At 73.7% G+C, this 14462-nt stretch carries 13 protein-coding genes; 6 read left to right on the top strand and 7 right to left on the bottom strand.

From position 1 onward, the window contains the following. The first annotated feature begins 151 nt into the window (after positions 1-151). Entirely contained in the window at positions 152-1153 is a 1002-nt protein-coding gene (locus IEZ01_RS18960) for a phosphatase PAP2 family protein (protein WP_019885137.1), read from the top strand. 114 nt (positions 1154-1267) lie between these two features. Here IEZ01_RS18960 and IEZ01_RS18955 read toward each other — a convergent pair whose 3' ends face one another. After that, a complete protein-coding gene (locus tag IEZ01_RS18955; RefSeq protein ID WP_019885138.1) occupies positions 1268-1483 on the bottom strand; it encodes an I78 family peptidase inhibitor in 216 nt (71 codons plus the stop codon). A gap of 376 nt (positions 1484-1859) precedes the next feature. Between IEZ01_RS18955 and ctaD the strand changes: the two genes are divergently transcribed. After that, a complete protein-coding gene (gene ctaD, locus IEZ01_RS18950) occupies positions 1860-3560 on the top strand; it encodes an aa3-type cytochrome oxidase subunit I (RefSeq protein ID WP_019885139.1) in 1701 nt (566 codons plus the stop codon). Here ctaD and IEZ01_RS18945 read toward each other — a convergent pair. The 5 genes from IEZ01_RS18945 to IEZ01_RS18925 all read right to left on the bottom strand — a co-directional run bounded on the left by IEZ01_RS18945 (position 3517) and on the right by IEZ01_RS18925 (position 8432). Beyond that, positions 3517-4479 carry a helix-turn-helix transcriptional regulator gene (locus IEZ01_RS18945; protein ID WP_189202722.1) on the bottom strand — a complete coding sequence of 321 codons (963 nt, stop codon included), beginning with the start codon at positions 4477-4479 and terminating at the stop codon, positions 3517-3519. The two genes, ctaD and IEZ01_RS18945, sit on opposite strands and share 44 nt — an antisense overlap. Positions 4480-4536: 57 nt before the next feature. After that, positions 4537-5274 carry a hypothetical protein gene (locus tag IEZ01_RS18940; protein ID WP_189202720.1) on the bottom strand — a complete coding sequence of 246 codons (738 nt, stop codon included), beginning with the start codon at positions 5272-5274 and terminating at the stop codon, positions 4537-4539. After that, the gene (locus IEZ01_RS18935; RefSeq protein WP_019885142.1) at positions 5271-6554 is read right to left on the bottom strand and encodes a glycosyltransferase family 4 protein; all 1284 of its coding nucleotides are present in this window, start codon (positions 6552-6554) and stop codon (positions 5271-5273) included. Before IEZ01_RS18935 ends, IEZ01_RS18940 begins: the two co-directional genes overlap by 4 nt. A gap of 71 nt (positions 6555-6625) precedes the next feature. After that, positions 6626-7909, bottom strand: coding sequence for an ABC transporter substrate-binding protein (locus IEZ01_RS18930; protein ID WP_019885143.1), 1284 nt, complete (start codon positions 7907-7909; stop codon positions 6626-6628). After that, on the bottom strand, positions 7890-8432 hold the full coding sequence (locus IEZ01_RS18925) for an MTB12 C-terminal domain-containing protein (RefSeq protein ID WP_229833060.1): 543 nt from the start codon (positions 8430-8432) through the stop codon (positions 7890-7892). Before IEZ01_RS18925 ends, IEZ01_RS18930 begins: the two co-directional genes overlap by 20 nt. Before the next feature lie 119 nt (positions 8433-8551). Here IEZ01_RS18925 and IEZ01_RS18920 point away from each other — a divergent pair, with 119 nt between their 5' ends. Genes IEZ01_RS18920 through IEZ01_RS18910 form a run of 3 tightly spaced genes read left to right on the top strand, consistent with a single transcriptional unit; the run spans position 8552 to position 12794 of the window. After that, a complete protein-coding gene (locus tag IEZ01_RS18920) occupies positions 8552-8977 on the top strand; it encodes a hypothetical protein (RefSeq protein ID WP_189202718.1) in 426 nt (141 codons plus the stop codon). Beyond that, the gene (locus tag IEZ01_RS18915) at positions 8965-12138 is read left to right on the top strand and encodes an ABC transporter permease subunit (RefSeq protein ID WP_189202716.1); all 3174 of its coding nucleotides are present in this window, start codon (positions 8965-8967) and stop codon (positions 12136-12138) included. The genes IEZ01_RS18920 and IEZ01_RS18915 overlap by 13 nt, the downstream gene beginning before the upstream one ends. Then, entirely contained in the window at positions 12135-12794 is a 660-nt protein-coding gene (locus IEZ01_RS18910; protein ID WP_189202714.1) for an ABC transporter ATP-binding protein, read from the top strand. The genes IEZ01_RS18915 and IEZ01_RS18910 overlap by 4 nt, the downstream gene beginning before the upstream one ends. Positions 12795-12823: 29 nt before the next feature. Here the strand turns inward: IEZ01_RS18910 and IEZ01_RS18905 are convergent, their stop codons facing one another. Beyond that, on the bottom strand, positions 12824-13369 hold the full coding sequence (locus tag IEZ01_RS18905; RefSeq protein ID WP_189202713.1) for a LysM peptidoglycan-binding domain-containing protein: 546 nt from the start codon (positions 13367-13369) through the stop codon (positions 12824-12826). A 211-nt stretch (positions 13370-13580) separates the two neighbouring features. Here IEZ01_RS18905 and IEZ01_RS18900 point away from each other — a divergent pair, with 211 nt between their 5' ends. Continuing rightward, positions 13581-14378: a DUF8842 C-terminal domain-containing protein gene (locus IEZ01_RS18900; protein WP_189202711.1), complete on the top strand. Its 798-nt coding sequence runs from the start codon at positions 13581-13583 to the stop codon at positions 14376-14378. Positions 14379-14462: the final 84 nt, after the last annotated feature.

Below are 14462 nucleotides of genomic sequence, written 5' to 3'. Positions count from 1 at the left end.
ACCCCGTCCCCGCCATTAGGGGACGAGGTCACCGCGCTTTCTGGATTGCCCGGGAATAATCCACGGACTGAGACAGACCCCACATCACATGGTCATCACGAAGGGCGCGGATCGACCGGGATCGGCGCTCACTCGCTGTAACGTCGATTGGGTGCGTACCGACATCTTTGCCCGGCTGGACCGGGAGCCGGAACCGCCGAAGATTGAGATCCCGCGGATGACCCGCACGCGTCTCGCCCTCTTCGGCGGGACGCTGGCCTTCTATCTCGCCATCGTCGTCGCCGTGCTCATCACGTCCTGGCTCGTCACGCTCGACTGGAAGATCATGCTCTTCCGGCCGTACCAGCAGTGGCCGCAACTGCACGCCTTCCTCGACTACTACGTGGTCCTCGGCCAGCGCGGCCCGACCGCCGTGATGGTCGCCGCCTGGCTGGGCTGGCGCTCCTGGCGTCAGCACACGCTGCGACCGCTGCTCGCCCTGGGCGCCTCGCTGCTGCTGCTCAATGTCACCGTCGGCTCGGTCAAGCTCGGCCTCGGCCGGCTCGGCCCCCACTACGCGACGCAGATCGGCTCCGCCGAGCTCTTCGCGGGCGGCGATATATTTCCGTCGGGCCATACCGCCAACGCGGTTGTGACCTGGGGAATCCTGGCCTATCTGGCCACCACTCCGCGCGCGAGGCGCTATCTGTCGGCCGTCTCGGCCGTGGTCGCCCTCGGCGTCGGGCTCACCACCGTCTACATCGGTACGCACTGGCTGAGCGATGTGCTGCTCGGCTGGGCCGCGGGTCTGCTGATCCTGCTGGCGCTGCCCTGGTGCGAGCCGCTGATCGCCCGGGCCGAGGCGTTCATCCTCGGGGTGCGCGACCAGCTGCGGGAGCGCCGCCGGCTGGTGCCATCGCTGCCGGTCGCGGCCGGTGGACCGCGGCCCGCGATGTTCCCGCAGCACGGGCCCGCGGCCGTGGACGAGGACGAGGAGCCGACGTGCGCGCCGGTCGGCGCGGGCGGCGGGCGGGTCGCCGCCCGTCCGGCCGCCCATCTCGCCCCGCCGCACGGCCCCCAGCGGGCGCACCCGGTGCGCTCGGAGCGGACGCCGGTCACCCCGGTCGCCGGCCGCCGGCCGCCGCGCTCGCGGCCGGTGGGCACGGGCGGCTGACCGCGGACCGCCGCGCGGGTCCCTGATCCGACCGCGGGGGCGGTACGCACAGCAGCACCTCGCAGGGCGAAGGCCCCGGCTCCGGCCGGGGCCTTCGTCGTACGTGAGGGCCGGTCAGCCGAGCCAGCAGCGGGTCACGGTGCCGTCCTCGACCTCGAAATTGATGCGTTCCGCCATGTACTCCATGGTGATGATCGAGCCCGGGGGCAGGGTGCGCACCAGCGTCCAGCCGCGGGCGTGGGCGAGTTCTTCGGCGCCTTCCGCCTCGAGTCCGACATAGGACTCGGGGGCGTCTTCGGGCGGTACGGGCGAGGTCGGAATCGGTGCCATGTTTCTCACCGTAGGCCGCATCGGACGGTGACGGAAGCCGGGGTCCGACAGATGTGTCAGCACCCTCACGTACCTCACCGGTCACACTTGTGTCACAGGATCTCGACATATGTTTGACACGAACGCCGTCACTCGAACGGGCAGTTCCGGTCCGCTTGCGCGGTAATTCCGAACAGCTCGCACAGCCGCTCGCCCGCGCCCGCGCGAATTCCATCGCGGCAGCCCGTGAAGGGAATTACGGGCCCCTTTCCAGCCCGGTTTCACGGCCCCCCGCGGGCGCCGTACCCCGGTCCGTGAGCCAGTCGGCCTATCCGTCCGGATCGCGCTCTGTCCCGGCCCGCACCGGCGCGCGCATCATGTGGCGATGGTGTCAGCGATGGGTACGGAGACCGACAAGGCGGCGGTCGCACCGGGACCGGTACGGCACGGCAGGATCGTGGTGGACTGGCTCACGACCACCGACCACAAGAAGATCGGCCACCTCTACCTGATCACGTCGTTCTTCTTCTTCCTGGCCGCCGGACTGATGGCCATGCTGATGCGGGCCGAGCTGGCCCGCCCGGGCCTTCAGCTGATGTCGAACCAGGAGTACAACGCGGCGTTCACCCTGCACGGCACGATCATGCTCCTGCTCTTCGCCACGCCCACCTTCGCGGGCTTCGCCAACGAACTGGTGCCGCTGCAGATCGGCTCGCCGGACGTCGCCTTCCCACGGCTGAACATGCTCTCGTACTGGCTCTTCCTCTTCGGCGGTCTGATGGTGATCGCCTCCCTGATCGTGCCCACCGGGCCCCCCGCCTTCGGCTGGACCGCCTACGCCCCGCTCAACAGCATGGAGCGCTCGCCCGGCCTCGGCGCCGACCTGTGGATCATGGGGCTCGCGCTCTCCGGCTTCGGCACCATCCTCACCTCGGTCAACTTCCTGGCGACGATCGTCGGGATGCGCGCCCCGGGCATGACCATGTTCCGGATGCCGATCTTCACCTGGAACGTGCTCTTCACCGCGATCCTGGTGCTCGCGGCCTTCCCCGTCCTCGCGGCGGCGCTGCTGGTCCTGGAGTCCGACCGGCGCCTCGGCTCGGTGGTCTTCCAGTCGGAGAACGGCGGTGCGCTGCTGTGGCAGCACCTGTTCTGGTTCTTCGGCCATCCCGAGGTCTACATCATCGCCCTGCCGTTCTTCGGCATCATCAGCGAGATCATCCCGGTCTTCGCCCGCAAGCCGATCTTCGGCTACGCGACCCTGGTCGCCGCCACCATGGCCATCACCGGACTCTCGCTGGTGGTGTGGGCGCACCACATGTTCGCCACCGGAGCGGTGCTGCTGCCCTTCTTCTCCCTGCTGTCGTTCCTGATCGCCGTGCCGACCGGGGTGAAGTTCTTCAACTGGACGGGCACGATGCTGCGCGGCTCGCTCTCCTTCGAGACCCCGATGCTGTGGTCGGTCGGCTTCCTCGTGACGTTCCTCTTCGGCGGGCTGACCGGGGTGATCCTCGCCTCGCCGCCGCTGGACTTCCATGTCACCGACACGTACTTCGTGGTCGCCCACTTCCACTACACGGTCTTCGGCACGGTCGTCTTCGCGACCTTCGCCGGCTTCTACTTCTGGTGGCCCAAGTTCACCGGCAAGCTCCTCGACGAACGCCTCGGCAAGATCCACTTCTGGACGCTGTTCGCCGGGTTCCAGATCACCTTCCTGGTGCAGCACTGGCTGGGCGCCGAGGGCATGCCCCGGCGGTACTCCGACTACCTGGCCGCCGACGGCTTCACCGCGCTCAACACCGTCTCCAGCATGGGCTCGTTCCTGCTCGGCATCTCCACGCTGCCGTTCCTCTACAACGTATGGAAGACCGGCCGCTACGGCGTGAAGGTCGAGGTGGACGACCCTTGGGGGTACGGGCGTTCGCTGGAGTGGGCGACCTCCTGCCCGCCGCCCCGGCACAACTTCGTGACCATCCCCAAGGTCCGCTCCGAGGCGCCCGCCTTCGATCTGCACCATCCCGAGTACGCCACTTTCGAGGACGTACGCGCCAAGGTCATCGAGAAAGAGCTCGAGACAGACGGTCCCGGACCTTCCTGATGTGCTCCTCCAGGGAGACCGGCTCGATCACCTCGAACTCGAACCCCATCAGCACCACATGGATGACCAGCACATCCAGACTCGTCCCACCGGTGCGCAGCACACACGTCGTGGCGGTCTCGGCCTCCAGGACCCCGTCGGACGGTCCCACGGTCAAGGCCGCCTCCTCCACCGGTACGTGGAGGCGGAACACCGCCCTCGCCGCGTACGCCGTCGTGGAGACACCCTTGGACACATAGGCGGCCAGATCCTCGGCGGGCGGCTCCCGGGGCGGGAAGCGGGGGCCGTGCGGCGGCTTGGGCACGATCCGGTCGGCCCGGAAGGTCCGCCAGTCCGCGCGGTCCACGTCCCAGGCGACCAGGTACCAGCGCCGCTCGGTACACACCAGCCGGTGCGGCTCGACCGTGCGGCGGGTCGCCGAGCCGCCGTGGTCGCGGTACTCGAAGCGCAGCCGCTCGCTGTCGCGGCAGGCGTTGGCCAGCTCGGTGAGCACCGAGGGGTCGAGCGCCTGCGGCTGGGGGGCGCGCAGCATCGGCACGGTGAAGGTGTTCAGGGCGGAGACCCGGCGGCGCAGCCGGCCTGGCAGCACCTGCTCCAGTTTCGACAGGGCCCGTACGGACGTCTCGCCGATGCCCTCGATGCCCTGGCCGGCGGCGGTGCGCAGGCCCACGGCGACGGCGACGGCCTCCTCGTCGTCCAGGAGCAGCGGCGGCAGTTCGGCGCCCGCGCCGAGCTGGTAGCCGCCGCCCGTGCCGGGGCTGGCGTTGACCGGATAGCCGAGCGCGCGGAGCCGGTCGACGTCACGCCGTACGGTGCGCGGGGTGACGCCGAGCCGGTCCGCGAGGTCGGGGCCGGACCATTCGCGGTGGGCCTGCAGCAGTGAGAGCAGGCGGAGCAGTCGTGCCGAGGTCTCCAGCATGCGGCGATTCTCGCAGCCCTCGCGGACAGGGAGTGTCCGCGAGGGTGCCGGGACGGCTCAGGGGGTGACGCGCACGCAGAGGTCGTTGTCGGCGGTGTAGCAGGGGGTGGCCCGGTGGTCGCCGACCGCCGTGACCGGATAGACGAAAACGTTCCTGCGGTCCCAGAGGTCGTCCAGGATCCGGGAGATCCGCACGGACTCGGCGTCCTCGGCGGGGCGCAGCCACAGCTCCCACAGCCGCTCACGGTCGAGCGGCTCCTCCGCGAGCGGCCCGTAGGGCAGCGTCACGGAGAAGACCCCGTCGATGCAGGTGGCCTCGACGCTGTGGACCCGCCCGTCGTGCCGGGCCTCGGCGACCGCGCCCGGGCCGGCCACGGTCCCGTACAGGCGCCCTTCGACGGTGCAGCCGGCCTCGGTGAAGGTCAGGTCTCCGGCTTCGGCGTGCGGGGCGCGCAGCCAGGCGCGTACGGCGAGCCGGCCTTCGGCGGTGGGGTACGGGATCCGGACGGCGACCCGGTCGCCGGAGCCGGGGCGCCGGTCCACCAGTTCGCGTACGTCGCGGATGCCGGCCTCGACGGGCCGCTCGTCGGCGAACAGGTCCCAGCGGCCTTCGGCGAGTTCGGTGCCGGCGGGCAGGACGGCGGTGCCGTCGGGACCGGTCTCCAGCCGCAGCTCCTCGTCGCCGTCGCGCAGCTTCAGTACGAGGTCGCCGGCGCCGTCGGTGAGGGTGAAGCTGATCTCTCCGGTGGCCCGGGCGGTGCAGTCGGCCCGTACGCCGGTGGTGGTCGTGGTCACTTCCGCTTTCCCTTCCGCAGCACGTCGGCGGCCTTGTAGCGCACGGTGTAGGCGGCGTCCAGGACGGCGCCACGCACGCGGTGGAGCCCGTCGCGCAGGGCCCCGCGGGAGCGGGCGCCCTCGCCTTGGGCGACCAGCTCGGCGAAGAGGGCCTCATGGCGCTCGGCGATCCGGGCCGGGTCGAAGCGCTCCGAGGCGGCGAGCGCCGCCTGGCCGGTCTTGCGGCGCAGTTCGTCGTCGTTGATGAGGGCGAGCAGGGCGGCGGCGACCGCGTCCGCGTCGCCGACCGGCACGAGCCGTCCGTCGACCCCGTCCTCGATGATCTCGCGGGGGCCGTGCGGGCAGTCGGTGGAGACCACCGGCACTCCGCAGCGCATAGCCTCCACGATGGTCATGCCGAAGGACTCGATCCGGGAGGTGACGGCGGCGATCGAGCCCTTCACCCACTCCGGCTCCAGCGGGTTGGCCGGGCCCATCAGGAAGACGTGGTTGTGCAGCCGGTGCAGTTCGATCAGGGCGCGCAGGGCGTTCTTCTCGTTGCCGGTGGCGTCCCCCGAGCCGTAGATCCGCAGCCGCCAGTCCGGGCGTTCGGCGACGACCTGGGCGAACGCCTTGACCAGCAGGTCGTACCGCTTGACGTTGGTGAGCCGGCCGGCGGCGACGACCCACTTGGCGGTGGAGTCGGCGGGCGGCACGGACGGGGCGGGCACGCTGTTGGGGACCGCGTCGATCCGTACGCCGGGCAGCTTGAGCCGGGTCCGGTAGGAGCGGGCGTCGGCCTCGGTGACTGTGGTGACGGCGTCCAGGAGGGCGTAGCGGTGCCCTATTTCGCGGCGCAGGCGGTAGCCGTGGCTGTCCAGGGTCAGGTGTTCCTGGCCGACGCGGACCGGGCCGCGCCGGGCCTGGCGGGCGATGTGGACGTTGAGGCCGGGGCGGGTGCCGACGACGACATCGGCCTGAAGGTTCTTCAGGTGCGCGCCGAGCCGGGCGTCGGTGAGGCGGCTGTACTGCTTCCAGCGGCCGTCGCCGCGCGGGAAGACCCGGGCCGGCTTCTTGTAGTCGGGGTGGTCGCCGTCGTAGTCGGGGCTGTTCTTTCGAAGGTCGACCAGGTGCCGCATGGTCACGCCGGGCGGGGCGCCGAGGGTCGGCTCCTCGCGGTGGCGGAAGACGGAGACGATCTCGACGTCGTGCCGCTCGGCCAGGACCTGGGCGAGGTTGAACGTCGTGCGAATCGTGCCGCCAATGCCGTAGGCGTTGTGGAGCAGGAATGAGATGCGCATCGGGCCGCCGTGTCTCCCCCGGTCTTTCATGGTCGTCAAGGGTGGACTGTACTTGGCCGCCCCGGCCCGCCTCAGGGCCGGTAGGCCAGCTGGGGCACGGTGGCGCAGTTGTCGTTCATGTCGCCGCCCTGGGTGACCCAGCCTCGGCCGTCCTGCCAGCGGGCCACGGACAGACAGGTGTGGCGCTCCTTCGGCGGCTCGGCGAGCCGTTCGAAGCGGACGGGCAGCAGGAGCCCGTCGGCGGTGTAGGGCTCGGGGCGGTTCAGGTACCGCTCGACGCACGCGCGCGTGAGGCCGTTCCCGCAGGAGCGGGCGGCGTCGGTGAACCACATGGCGGCGGCCCAGCCCTCCAGTTGCCATTGCGAGACCTCCTTGCCGCGCATGGCGTCGCGGAACGCCTTGACCGCCGGGTGGCCGGTGTCCTCGTAGTTGCGGCTGGCGCCGGTGACCCAGAGGGTGTTGCGGCACACGGGCGCCTTGGCGAACTCCTCGGGCACGGTCGAGGACCAGTTCTGCACATTGGTCACCTTGGCCGTGACCCGCAGGCCGACCGCGTCCATCGCCTCGCAGAGCCGGGCGTTGCCGTGGCTGTCGAGGGCGTCGAAGACGAGGTCGGCGCCCTGCTCGCGCAGGTCGGCGGCGACCGCGCGGAAGTTGGGGAGCGCGAAGTCGACCTGCTCGGACACGACACGGTAGCCCTCCGCCTTCAGTCCTTCGGTGACGAGGCGGGCGTAGGCCGCGGACGAGGCCTGGTTGTAGGCGACGACCCCGGCCGTACGGGCGCCTTGGGTCTGCTTGAAGAAGCGGTAGACCTCGGTGCCGCCGTAGAGCGTCCCGCCCCAGCCGGGGGCCTTGCCGGTGCGCGGGGCGATGCTGCCGTAGATCGAGTACAGATGCGGATAGGTGTCGTAGGCGGGGCCGATGGGCTGGCCGCCGACGTCGGGGACGCCCGCCTCGGCGACCCGCGGCGCGCCCGCGTAGTCGAGGGCGGTGGTGGCGACGAGCGCGAAGACCTTCTCCTCGTCGACGAGCCGGTGGACGCATTCGTTGTTGCCGACGCCGCTGCCGCCGTCGTCGCAGGTGACGACCTCGACCCGGCGTCCGTCGAGGCCACCGCGCGCGTTGAGGGCGTCGAAGTAGGCGCGGGCGCCGTCGCCGGGGCCGGTGAACGCGGCGCCGCCGACCGGGCTGGTGGCGCTGGAGATCACGCCGACCCGGATCGGCTCCGCGCCGGTCGCGCTGGACGGCGCGGGCCGCCGTCCGGGGAAGTCGCTCTCCGGCAGGCGGCTGCCGCATGCGGCGCAGCAGCACAGCAGCGCCGCCAGGAGCAGGACCTCAGCAGCCCGGAACGGCATTGCCGGAGAGCTTGACCAGGCCGCAGAGCGTCTTCACGGACACCTTCCAGGTGTCGTCCTGGAGGACCGCGGTGCCCTTGGAGTCCGGCAGGGTGGGGGTGCCGCCGACCAGCAGGTCGTACGTCACGTTCGCCTCGGTGGCGGAGGTGAAGGCGACGTCGGTGATCTTCGCGGAGGTCTGCGAGGCGGCGGGGTCGCCGGCCATCGCCTCGAGCACCGACCGCATCCGCTCGCCGTTCTCGAGCACCTCGACCTTGTCGTCGGTCGAGGCCTCCGGGTCGAAGAAGGTCGTCCAGTTCTTCTCGATCTCGGCCCGGGCCGCGGCCGGATCGGCCGGACCCGCCGTCCGCCCGCCGTCGGTCGCCGGCGGGCTGGGCTGTGTCACGGCCGGGCTCCGGTTCGACTCCGTCCCGCCGCCGTTGTCGCCGCAGGCCACGGCGGCCGGTGTGACCACGAGGACCGCGGCCGCCGCCAGTGCCGCGATACGTCTGCGCGGGTGTCCGTCGCGTCTGCTGAGGCCCATCTGGCTCACCACCGGGTGTCCGAGCAGGCCGTGCGGCCTGATGCTTCCAGGGTCGGACGGTTCCGGAGATAGCGCAAAAGACGGCCGGCGGACCGGCCGGGCACGGAAGGGGGCGCACCATGTCGGCAACGCGGCTGCTGTGGTGGGGCGGTCTCCTCGCGGCCGTCGCCGGGGCCGTGCTGTGCGTGGTGGGCTGGTACGGCGTGTCGGGGGAACGGTTCGCCGAGCGGCAACTCCCCTACCTGGCGTCCTGCACGGTACCGGGGGGCGCGCTGCTGGTGGCCGGGTCGGTGCTGTGGGCCGCGGCGGTACGGGCTGGGTCCGCGCCGCGGGCCCGCGAGGAGCCCTCCGGGGTGTCCGAGACGTCCGAACCCGAGGCGGCCGGCGGGCCGCCGCCTTCGTCCGACGAGCCGCCGCTGCGTGTCCCCGGCGGCACCCTCGCCCACCGGCCCGACTGCCCGCTCGTGGTGGGCAAACCCGAGGCCGTGCCGGTCGGCGACGCGCGGCTGGCGCCCTGCCCGGTGTGTGAGCCGTGGCCTCGCTGACGTACGAACTCACCCTCGCCGGCCTCGCGATCGGCAGCGCGGCCGCCCTCACCGGAATCGGACTGATCGTCACCTATCGGGCGACCGGGGCGCTCAACCTCGCGCACGGCGCCATCGCGATGGTCTGCGCGTACGTCCTGCGGCAGTTCGTGGTCGGCTGGGGGTGGCCGCTGCCACTGGCCGCGTGTCTGACGCTGCTGGTCGTGGCGCCCGGCATCGGACTCGCCCTGGACCGGGCGGTGTTCCGGCCGCTGTCGGTCCTCGGCTCCGATCCGGCGCGCACGCTGGTCGCCTCGATCGGTGTGTTCGTGCTGCTGGTCGGCGGGGCGGCGCTGGTGTGGGGCGGCGGGGCCCGGGCGGACGCGCCCGTACTGCTCTCGGACGACCCCTGGCTCCAGCTCACGGCCGCCCTGCTGACCGCGGCGGCCGTGGGCGCGGCGACCCGCTGGACGCCCCTCGGGCGGGAGTTGCGGGCGGTCGTCGACAACCGGGAGCTGGCCGCGCTCGGCGGGATCGACGCGGACCGGGTCTCGGCGGCCGGTTGGGCGTTCGGCTCCTTCACGGCCGGGCTGACCGGGGTGCTGCTCGCCCCGTACGTACGGCTGGACCCGTACGGGCTGCCGCTGCTGGTCGTCGAGGTGATCGCGGTCGCCGTGGTGGCCCGGATGCGGAGCCTGCCCGTCGCCGTGGCGAGCGCCCTGGCCATCGGCGTCGCGCAGGCCCAGATGACCCGGCTGCACCCCTCGGGGTGGGCGGGCCCGCTGGTCCAGGCGGTCGGGGCGAACCTGTTCGTGGTCGCCCTGCTGATCGCGGCGCTGGCCATGCCGGGGGTGGGCACGCGCGATGCGCTGCCGCGCACGGCCACGGCGGGCGTCCGGGTCCCGCCGGGCCTGTGGCTGGTGACCGGGGTCCTCTTCCTGCTGCCGCTCGGCCTGGCGGGCGCGGACCTGCACACGTCCGTCCAGGTCCCGGCGCTGGCGCTGATCCTGCTGTCGCTGGTGGTGGTGACGGGGCGGGGCGGGCAGATCTCGCTGGGCCAGGCCGCCTACGCGGGCCTTGGCGCCCTCTTCACGGCCCTCCTCGCGGCGGGCCGCTTCCCCGGGCTGCCCCGGCTGCCGGAGCTGGTGGCGCTGCTGGTGGCGGTGGTGCTGGTGGCCCCGCTGGGGCTGCTCACCGGGTGGTCGGCGATCGGCCGGCGCGGTCTGGCGCTCGCGCTGGCGACGCTGGCGGTGGGGGTCGCGGTGAGCCGGTTCGTCTTCGCCCAGCCGTACGCCACGGCCGGCCTGGAGCTCGGCCGCCCGGCGGGCCTGGCCGACGACCGCGCGTACTACCTCCTGGAGCTGCTCCTCCTGGCCTGCGCCCTGGCCGGGGTGGCCGCGCTGCGCCGGGGCCGTACGGGCAGGGCCCTGGCAGCCCTACGGGACCACGAGTCGGGCGCGGCGGCGGCCGGGGTGCCGGTGCCGTCCCTGAAACTCCTGGCGTTCGTGACCGGCGCGGCGCTGGCGGCCCTGGGCGGCGGGCTGCTGGGAATGGGCCTGCGCGCCTTCGACCCGGAGGCGTACGACCCGGTGCGCGGCCTGCTCTGGTTCGCCGCGATCGTGGTCCTCGGCGCGGACAGCCTCCTGTCCCCCCTGGCCGCGGCGGCCCTCCTCGTGGGCCTCGACGCGGGCACCCGCGGCGGCGTGGCAGCGGCCACGATCGGCCTCCTCGCAGCCCTGACGGGCCGGGTTCCCCCTCTGACCTCCCTCCTGTCCCGCCTCACCACGGCGCTCCCGTGCGGGGCGGGCGGGCCGCGGGCCGTGCGCGACCGGCTGGACCGTGCGCGTCGCGGGCGGGATCGGCAGGAGGGGCCGGCACGGCCGGGGTCCCGGTGGCCCCGGCGCCGCTGGGCAGCGGACACGGCCACGGAGGCCCTGCGGTCCGGCGGCCGCGGGACCGCGGGCGCAGGCACCGGCGCGGAGGCCACGGCCGGGCTGGGGCCCCGGTGGCCCCGGCGCCGCGCAGCGGACACGGCCACGGAGGCCCCGCCCTCCGGCCGCGGCCGGACCGTCCTCCCACGGCTGCGCCTCCCGTGGCCCGCCCGCGGCCTTCGGCCGAGGCCCAGCCGGGCAGCGGGCGCGGGCCCGGCCATCCTGCGGTCCGGCGGCCGCCGGACCGCGGGCGCGCGCACCGGCGCCGAGGCCCCGGCACAGCTGAGGCCTCGATGGCCCCGGCGCCGCGCAGCGGACACGGCCACGGAGGCCCCGCCCTCCGGCCGCGGCCGGACCGTCCTCCCACGGCTGCGCCTCCCGTGGCCCGCCCGCGGCCTTCGGCCGAGGCCCCGCCGGGCAGCGGGCACAACCACTCCCGCCCCTCCGGGTCAGCCTCCCCACGGCCCGCGCCCCGACCAGCCGCTCGGTGACGGTCCCGGCGCCCCGGGGCCGGCGGAGGGGCCACGCGCGCGTGGCGCCCCCGGGAGCGGGGGGTCACGGCCGCGGGCCGGTCGCGGCGCCCCCGGCCCGGGCGGCAAGGCGACGACGGCGCGGCTGTGGGCCGAGGGGCTTGTGGTGCGGTACGCGGGGGTCGTCGCGCTCGACGGGGTGGGGCTCGACGTGGCGCAGGGGCGGGTGACCGCGCTCGTGGGGGCCAACGGGGCCGGGAAGAGCACCCTCTTCCACTGTCTGGCCGGGACCGTGCGCCCCGACGCGGGGCGGGTCGTGCTGGACGGTGTCGAGGTCACCGCCCGGCCCGCGTACGCGCGGAGCCGGCTCGGCGTCGCGCGGACGTTCCAGCAGCTCGCCGTCTTCCCGTCGCTGACCGTCGAGGAGAACGTCCGCGTGGGAGCCGAGCAGGGGCGGGTGCGCGACCCGGGGGCCGTCGAGCAGGCCCTGCGGCTGTTCGCCCTGGACGGGCCCGTACGGCACCGCCCGACCGCCGCGCTGGACACCGGCACCCTGCGCCGGGTCGAGCTCGCCCGGGCGCTCGCCGGACGGCCGCACACCCTGCTGCTCGACGAACCGGCGGCGGGTCTGGACGCCGCCGAGACCGCCGCGCTCGCCCGGGTGCTGCGGGCGCTCGCCGCGGACGGGCTCGCCGTGCTCGTCGTCGAGCACGACCCCGACCTCGTCGCGGGGATCGCCGACGCCGTCCACGTCATGGAGGCGGGGCGGATCGTGTCATGAGCGTCGAGATGGAGCTGCGGGCGGCCAGGGTGCGCTACGGCCCCCTTGAGGCGCTGCACGGCATCGACCTGCCCGTCCCGGCCGGCACCCTCACCGTCCTGCTCGGCCGCAACGGCGCGGGACGCACCACGGCCCTGCGGGCCCTCGCCGGGATCGTCCCCCTCTCGGCCGGGCGGGTCCTGTGGCGTGGCCGCGACGTGACCGGGCTGCGCGCCCACGACCGGGCCCGCCGCGGCCTGTGCTTCGTACCGGACCTGCGGGCCGTCTACGCCGGACTCACCGTCGCCGAGAACCTCGAACTGGCGTCCCCGAAGGGGACGTACGACTCCGCCCTCGGTGTCTACCCGGAGCTGCGCCCCCTGCTGGCCAGGCGCGCGGGCACGCTCTCGGGCGGGGAGCGCCGGATGCTCGCCCTGGCGCGGGTCGCCCTGGCCCCGGCGCGGGTCGTCCTCGTCGACGAGCCGTGCCTGGGCATGGCGCCGGCCGTCGCCGCCCGTACGTACGCCCTGCTCGCCTCCCTCGACGCGGCCGTCGTCGTGGCGGAGCAGCGGCTCCCGGCCGGGCTGCCGGCCGGGAGCCTCGTGCACGAACTGCGGCGCGGTCGCCTCGCCTTCAGCGGGGAGAGCGGGGAGCGCCCACCCGGGTCTTCCCGATAGTCGGCCGCGCGCCCGGGGCTTCCCGATGGTCAGCCGCGCGCCAGGGGCTTCCCGACAGTCAGCATCATGCCCACCTTGATCCGGTTCGGGTCCGCGCCGATCAGCGCCTTGTTCGTGGCGTAGAGCGCCGGCCAGCCGCCCTTGATCTTGAAGCGGCGGGCGATCGACGAGAGCGTGTCCCCCGGCTGGACGGTGTGCACCCGGCCGCTGAGCCCGTACCGCTTGGAGCAGACCGGCCACGCCTCCCAGCCCTGGGTGCGCAGCACCTCCTCGGCGATCTTGATCTGCTGCTGGCGGGTGGCGAGGTCGGCGCGCCGGGCGTAGCGCAGCCCGCCGTGCTCCTCCCAGGTCGGCTGGTAGAACTGCAGGCCGCCGTAGAAGCCGTTGCCGGTGTTGAGATGCCAGCGGCCGCTGCTCTCGCATTGGGCGACGCAGCCCCAGGGCCACTGGTCGGAGGCGCACGCGGGGGCGCGTTTTCGGGGGACGTCAGGAGCCAGGGCGGAAGCCGGCGCGGGAACGAGCGCGAGCAGCGCGGCGGTCAGGACACCCGCCGTACACCATCTGATCTTCGACATCGGGTCACGCTAGGCAGGGCCGCGCGGAGGAGGCGGCGCACCGCGCCCGGCGGAGCCCCCGGCCCACCCGGTCGGCGGTCCGCCGCGCCCCCGGGCGGCCGATTCGGTTGCTCCTCACGCGTGACCCCGGACCTGGCTCCCCCGTTGAACGCTTCATGAGACGAGCCGGGATCCGCCCGCCTCGCACGTACGGATTTCCGAGGAGCCACCCGTGCCGCGCATGCTCGACGTCAGCGAGGACGTACGCGCCGAGATCGGCGATGAAGAGGCCGAACGGCTGCTCGCCGGCGAGAACGCCCCGGGCAGCTACGACTGCACCTCCTGCCGCACCCCGGGCGACTCCGAGCAGGAGCGCACCAGCACGGTGCTGTTCGTCGGCGAGGAGACCGCCGTGCTGGCGTTCGCCCACGCCAGCTGCATCCCCTCGCAGGTCGTGCAGGTCGAGGAGGCCCAGCTGCAGGGCGCCGTCCAGTCGATCACCGGTGGCGTCGCCCCCGCCCCCGTCACGGTCCCGCCGATCGTGCCGGGCTCGCCCGAGCAGGCCGTTCTCGGGATCACCAGCGGTCTGGTGCTGATCCAGGGCGAGCTGCACCCGGCGCTGGTGGTGGAGCCGACCGCGCCGGTCGTCCGCCCCGGCTCGGCCGGTACGACCGACGAGTTCCTCGACCTCCTGGTCGAGCAGGGCTTCCAGGCCACGAGCGACCTGGAGAGCGTCCCTGCGACGCTGCCCGGCTGGTCGGTGCTGGTGGCCATGGGCCAGCTGCACTCCGTGCTCCAGCCCGGTACGGGCGGCAGCGGGCAGGTCGCCTGGTGGCAGGCGCACCAGCCGCTCCAGGTGACCGACGGCTGGCGGGCCGCGGCGAACAAGTCGCACACGGTGCTGGTGTACGCGGCCCCGTCCGGGTTCATCGGCCAGCAGCCGCGCGAGGACCTGCTGCGGGACGCCCTGGAGAAGGCGGCGGCCAACGGCCGTCTGGTGGCGGCCGCGATGCCGCTGGCCGGCACCTGATGGGCGATGCCCGTCCGGGTATAGGACCGGCGTATTTCCCGGGGCTACCAGCCGTTCCGCGCCCGCGGCGGGCACCTCTTTCCG

The sequence above is a fragment of the Streptomyces purpureus genome (assembly GCF_014648195.1).
Lineage (GTDB): Bacteria > Actinomycetota > Actinomycetes > Streptomycetales > Streptomycetaceae > Streptomyces > Streptomyces purpureus.
Note: the sequence above shows the minus strand (reverse complement) of the source record. Positions and strands in the feature narration are given on the sequence as shown.

What these genes read in the sequence shown, in the direction of transcription:
- IEZ01_RS18955 (WP_019885138.1), bottom strand. Translation starts at nt 1,483, where the DNA reads ATGGCACCGATTCCGACCTCGCCCGTACCGCCCGAAGACGCCCCCGAG.
- ctaD (WP_019885139.1), top strand. Translation starts at nt 1,860, where the DNA reads ATGGGTACGGAGACCGACAAGGCGGCGGTCGCACCGGGACCGGTACGG.
- IEZ01_RS18930 (WP_019885143.1), bottom strand. Translation starts at nt 7,909, where the DNA reads ATGCCGTTCCGGGCTGCTGAGGTCCTGCTCCTGGCGGCGCTGCTGTGC.
- IEZ01_RS18910 (WP_189202714.1), top strand. Translation starts at nt 12,135, where the DNA reads ATGAGCGTCGAGATGGAGCTGCGGGCGGCCAGGGTGCGCTACGGCCCC.
- IEZ01_RS18935 (WP_019885142.1), bottom strand. Translation starts at nt 6,554, where the DNA reads ATGCGCATCTCATTCCTGCTCCACAACGCCTACGGCATTGGCGGCACG.
- IEZ01_RS18945 (WP_189202722.1), bottom strand. Translation starts at nt 4,479, where the DNA reads ATGCTGGAGACCTCGGCACGACTGCTCCGCCTGCTCTCACTGCTGCAG.
- IEZ01_RS18920 (WP_189202718.1), top strand. Translation starts at nt 8,552, where the DNA reads ATGTCGGCAACGCGGCTGCTGTGGTGGGGCGGTCTCCTCGCGGCCGTC.
- IEZ01_RS18925 (WP_229833060.1), bottom strand. Translation starts at nt 8,432, where the DNA reads ATGGGCCTCAGCAGACGCGACGGACACCCGCGCAGACGTATCGCGGCA.
- IEZ01_RS18905 (WP_189202713.1), bottom strand. Translation starts at nt 13,369, where the DNA reads ATGTCGAAGATCAGATGGTGTACGGCGGGTGTCCTGACCGCCGCGCTG.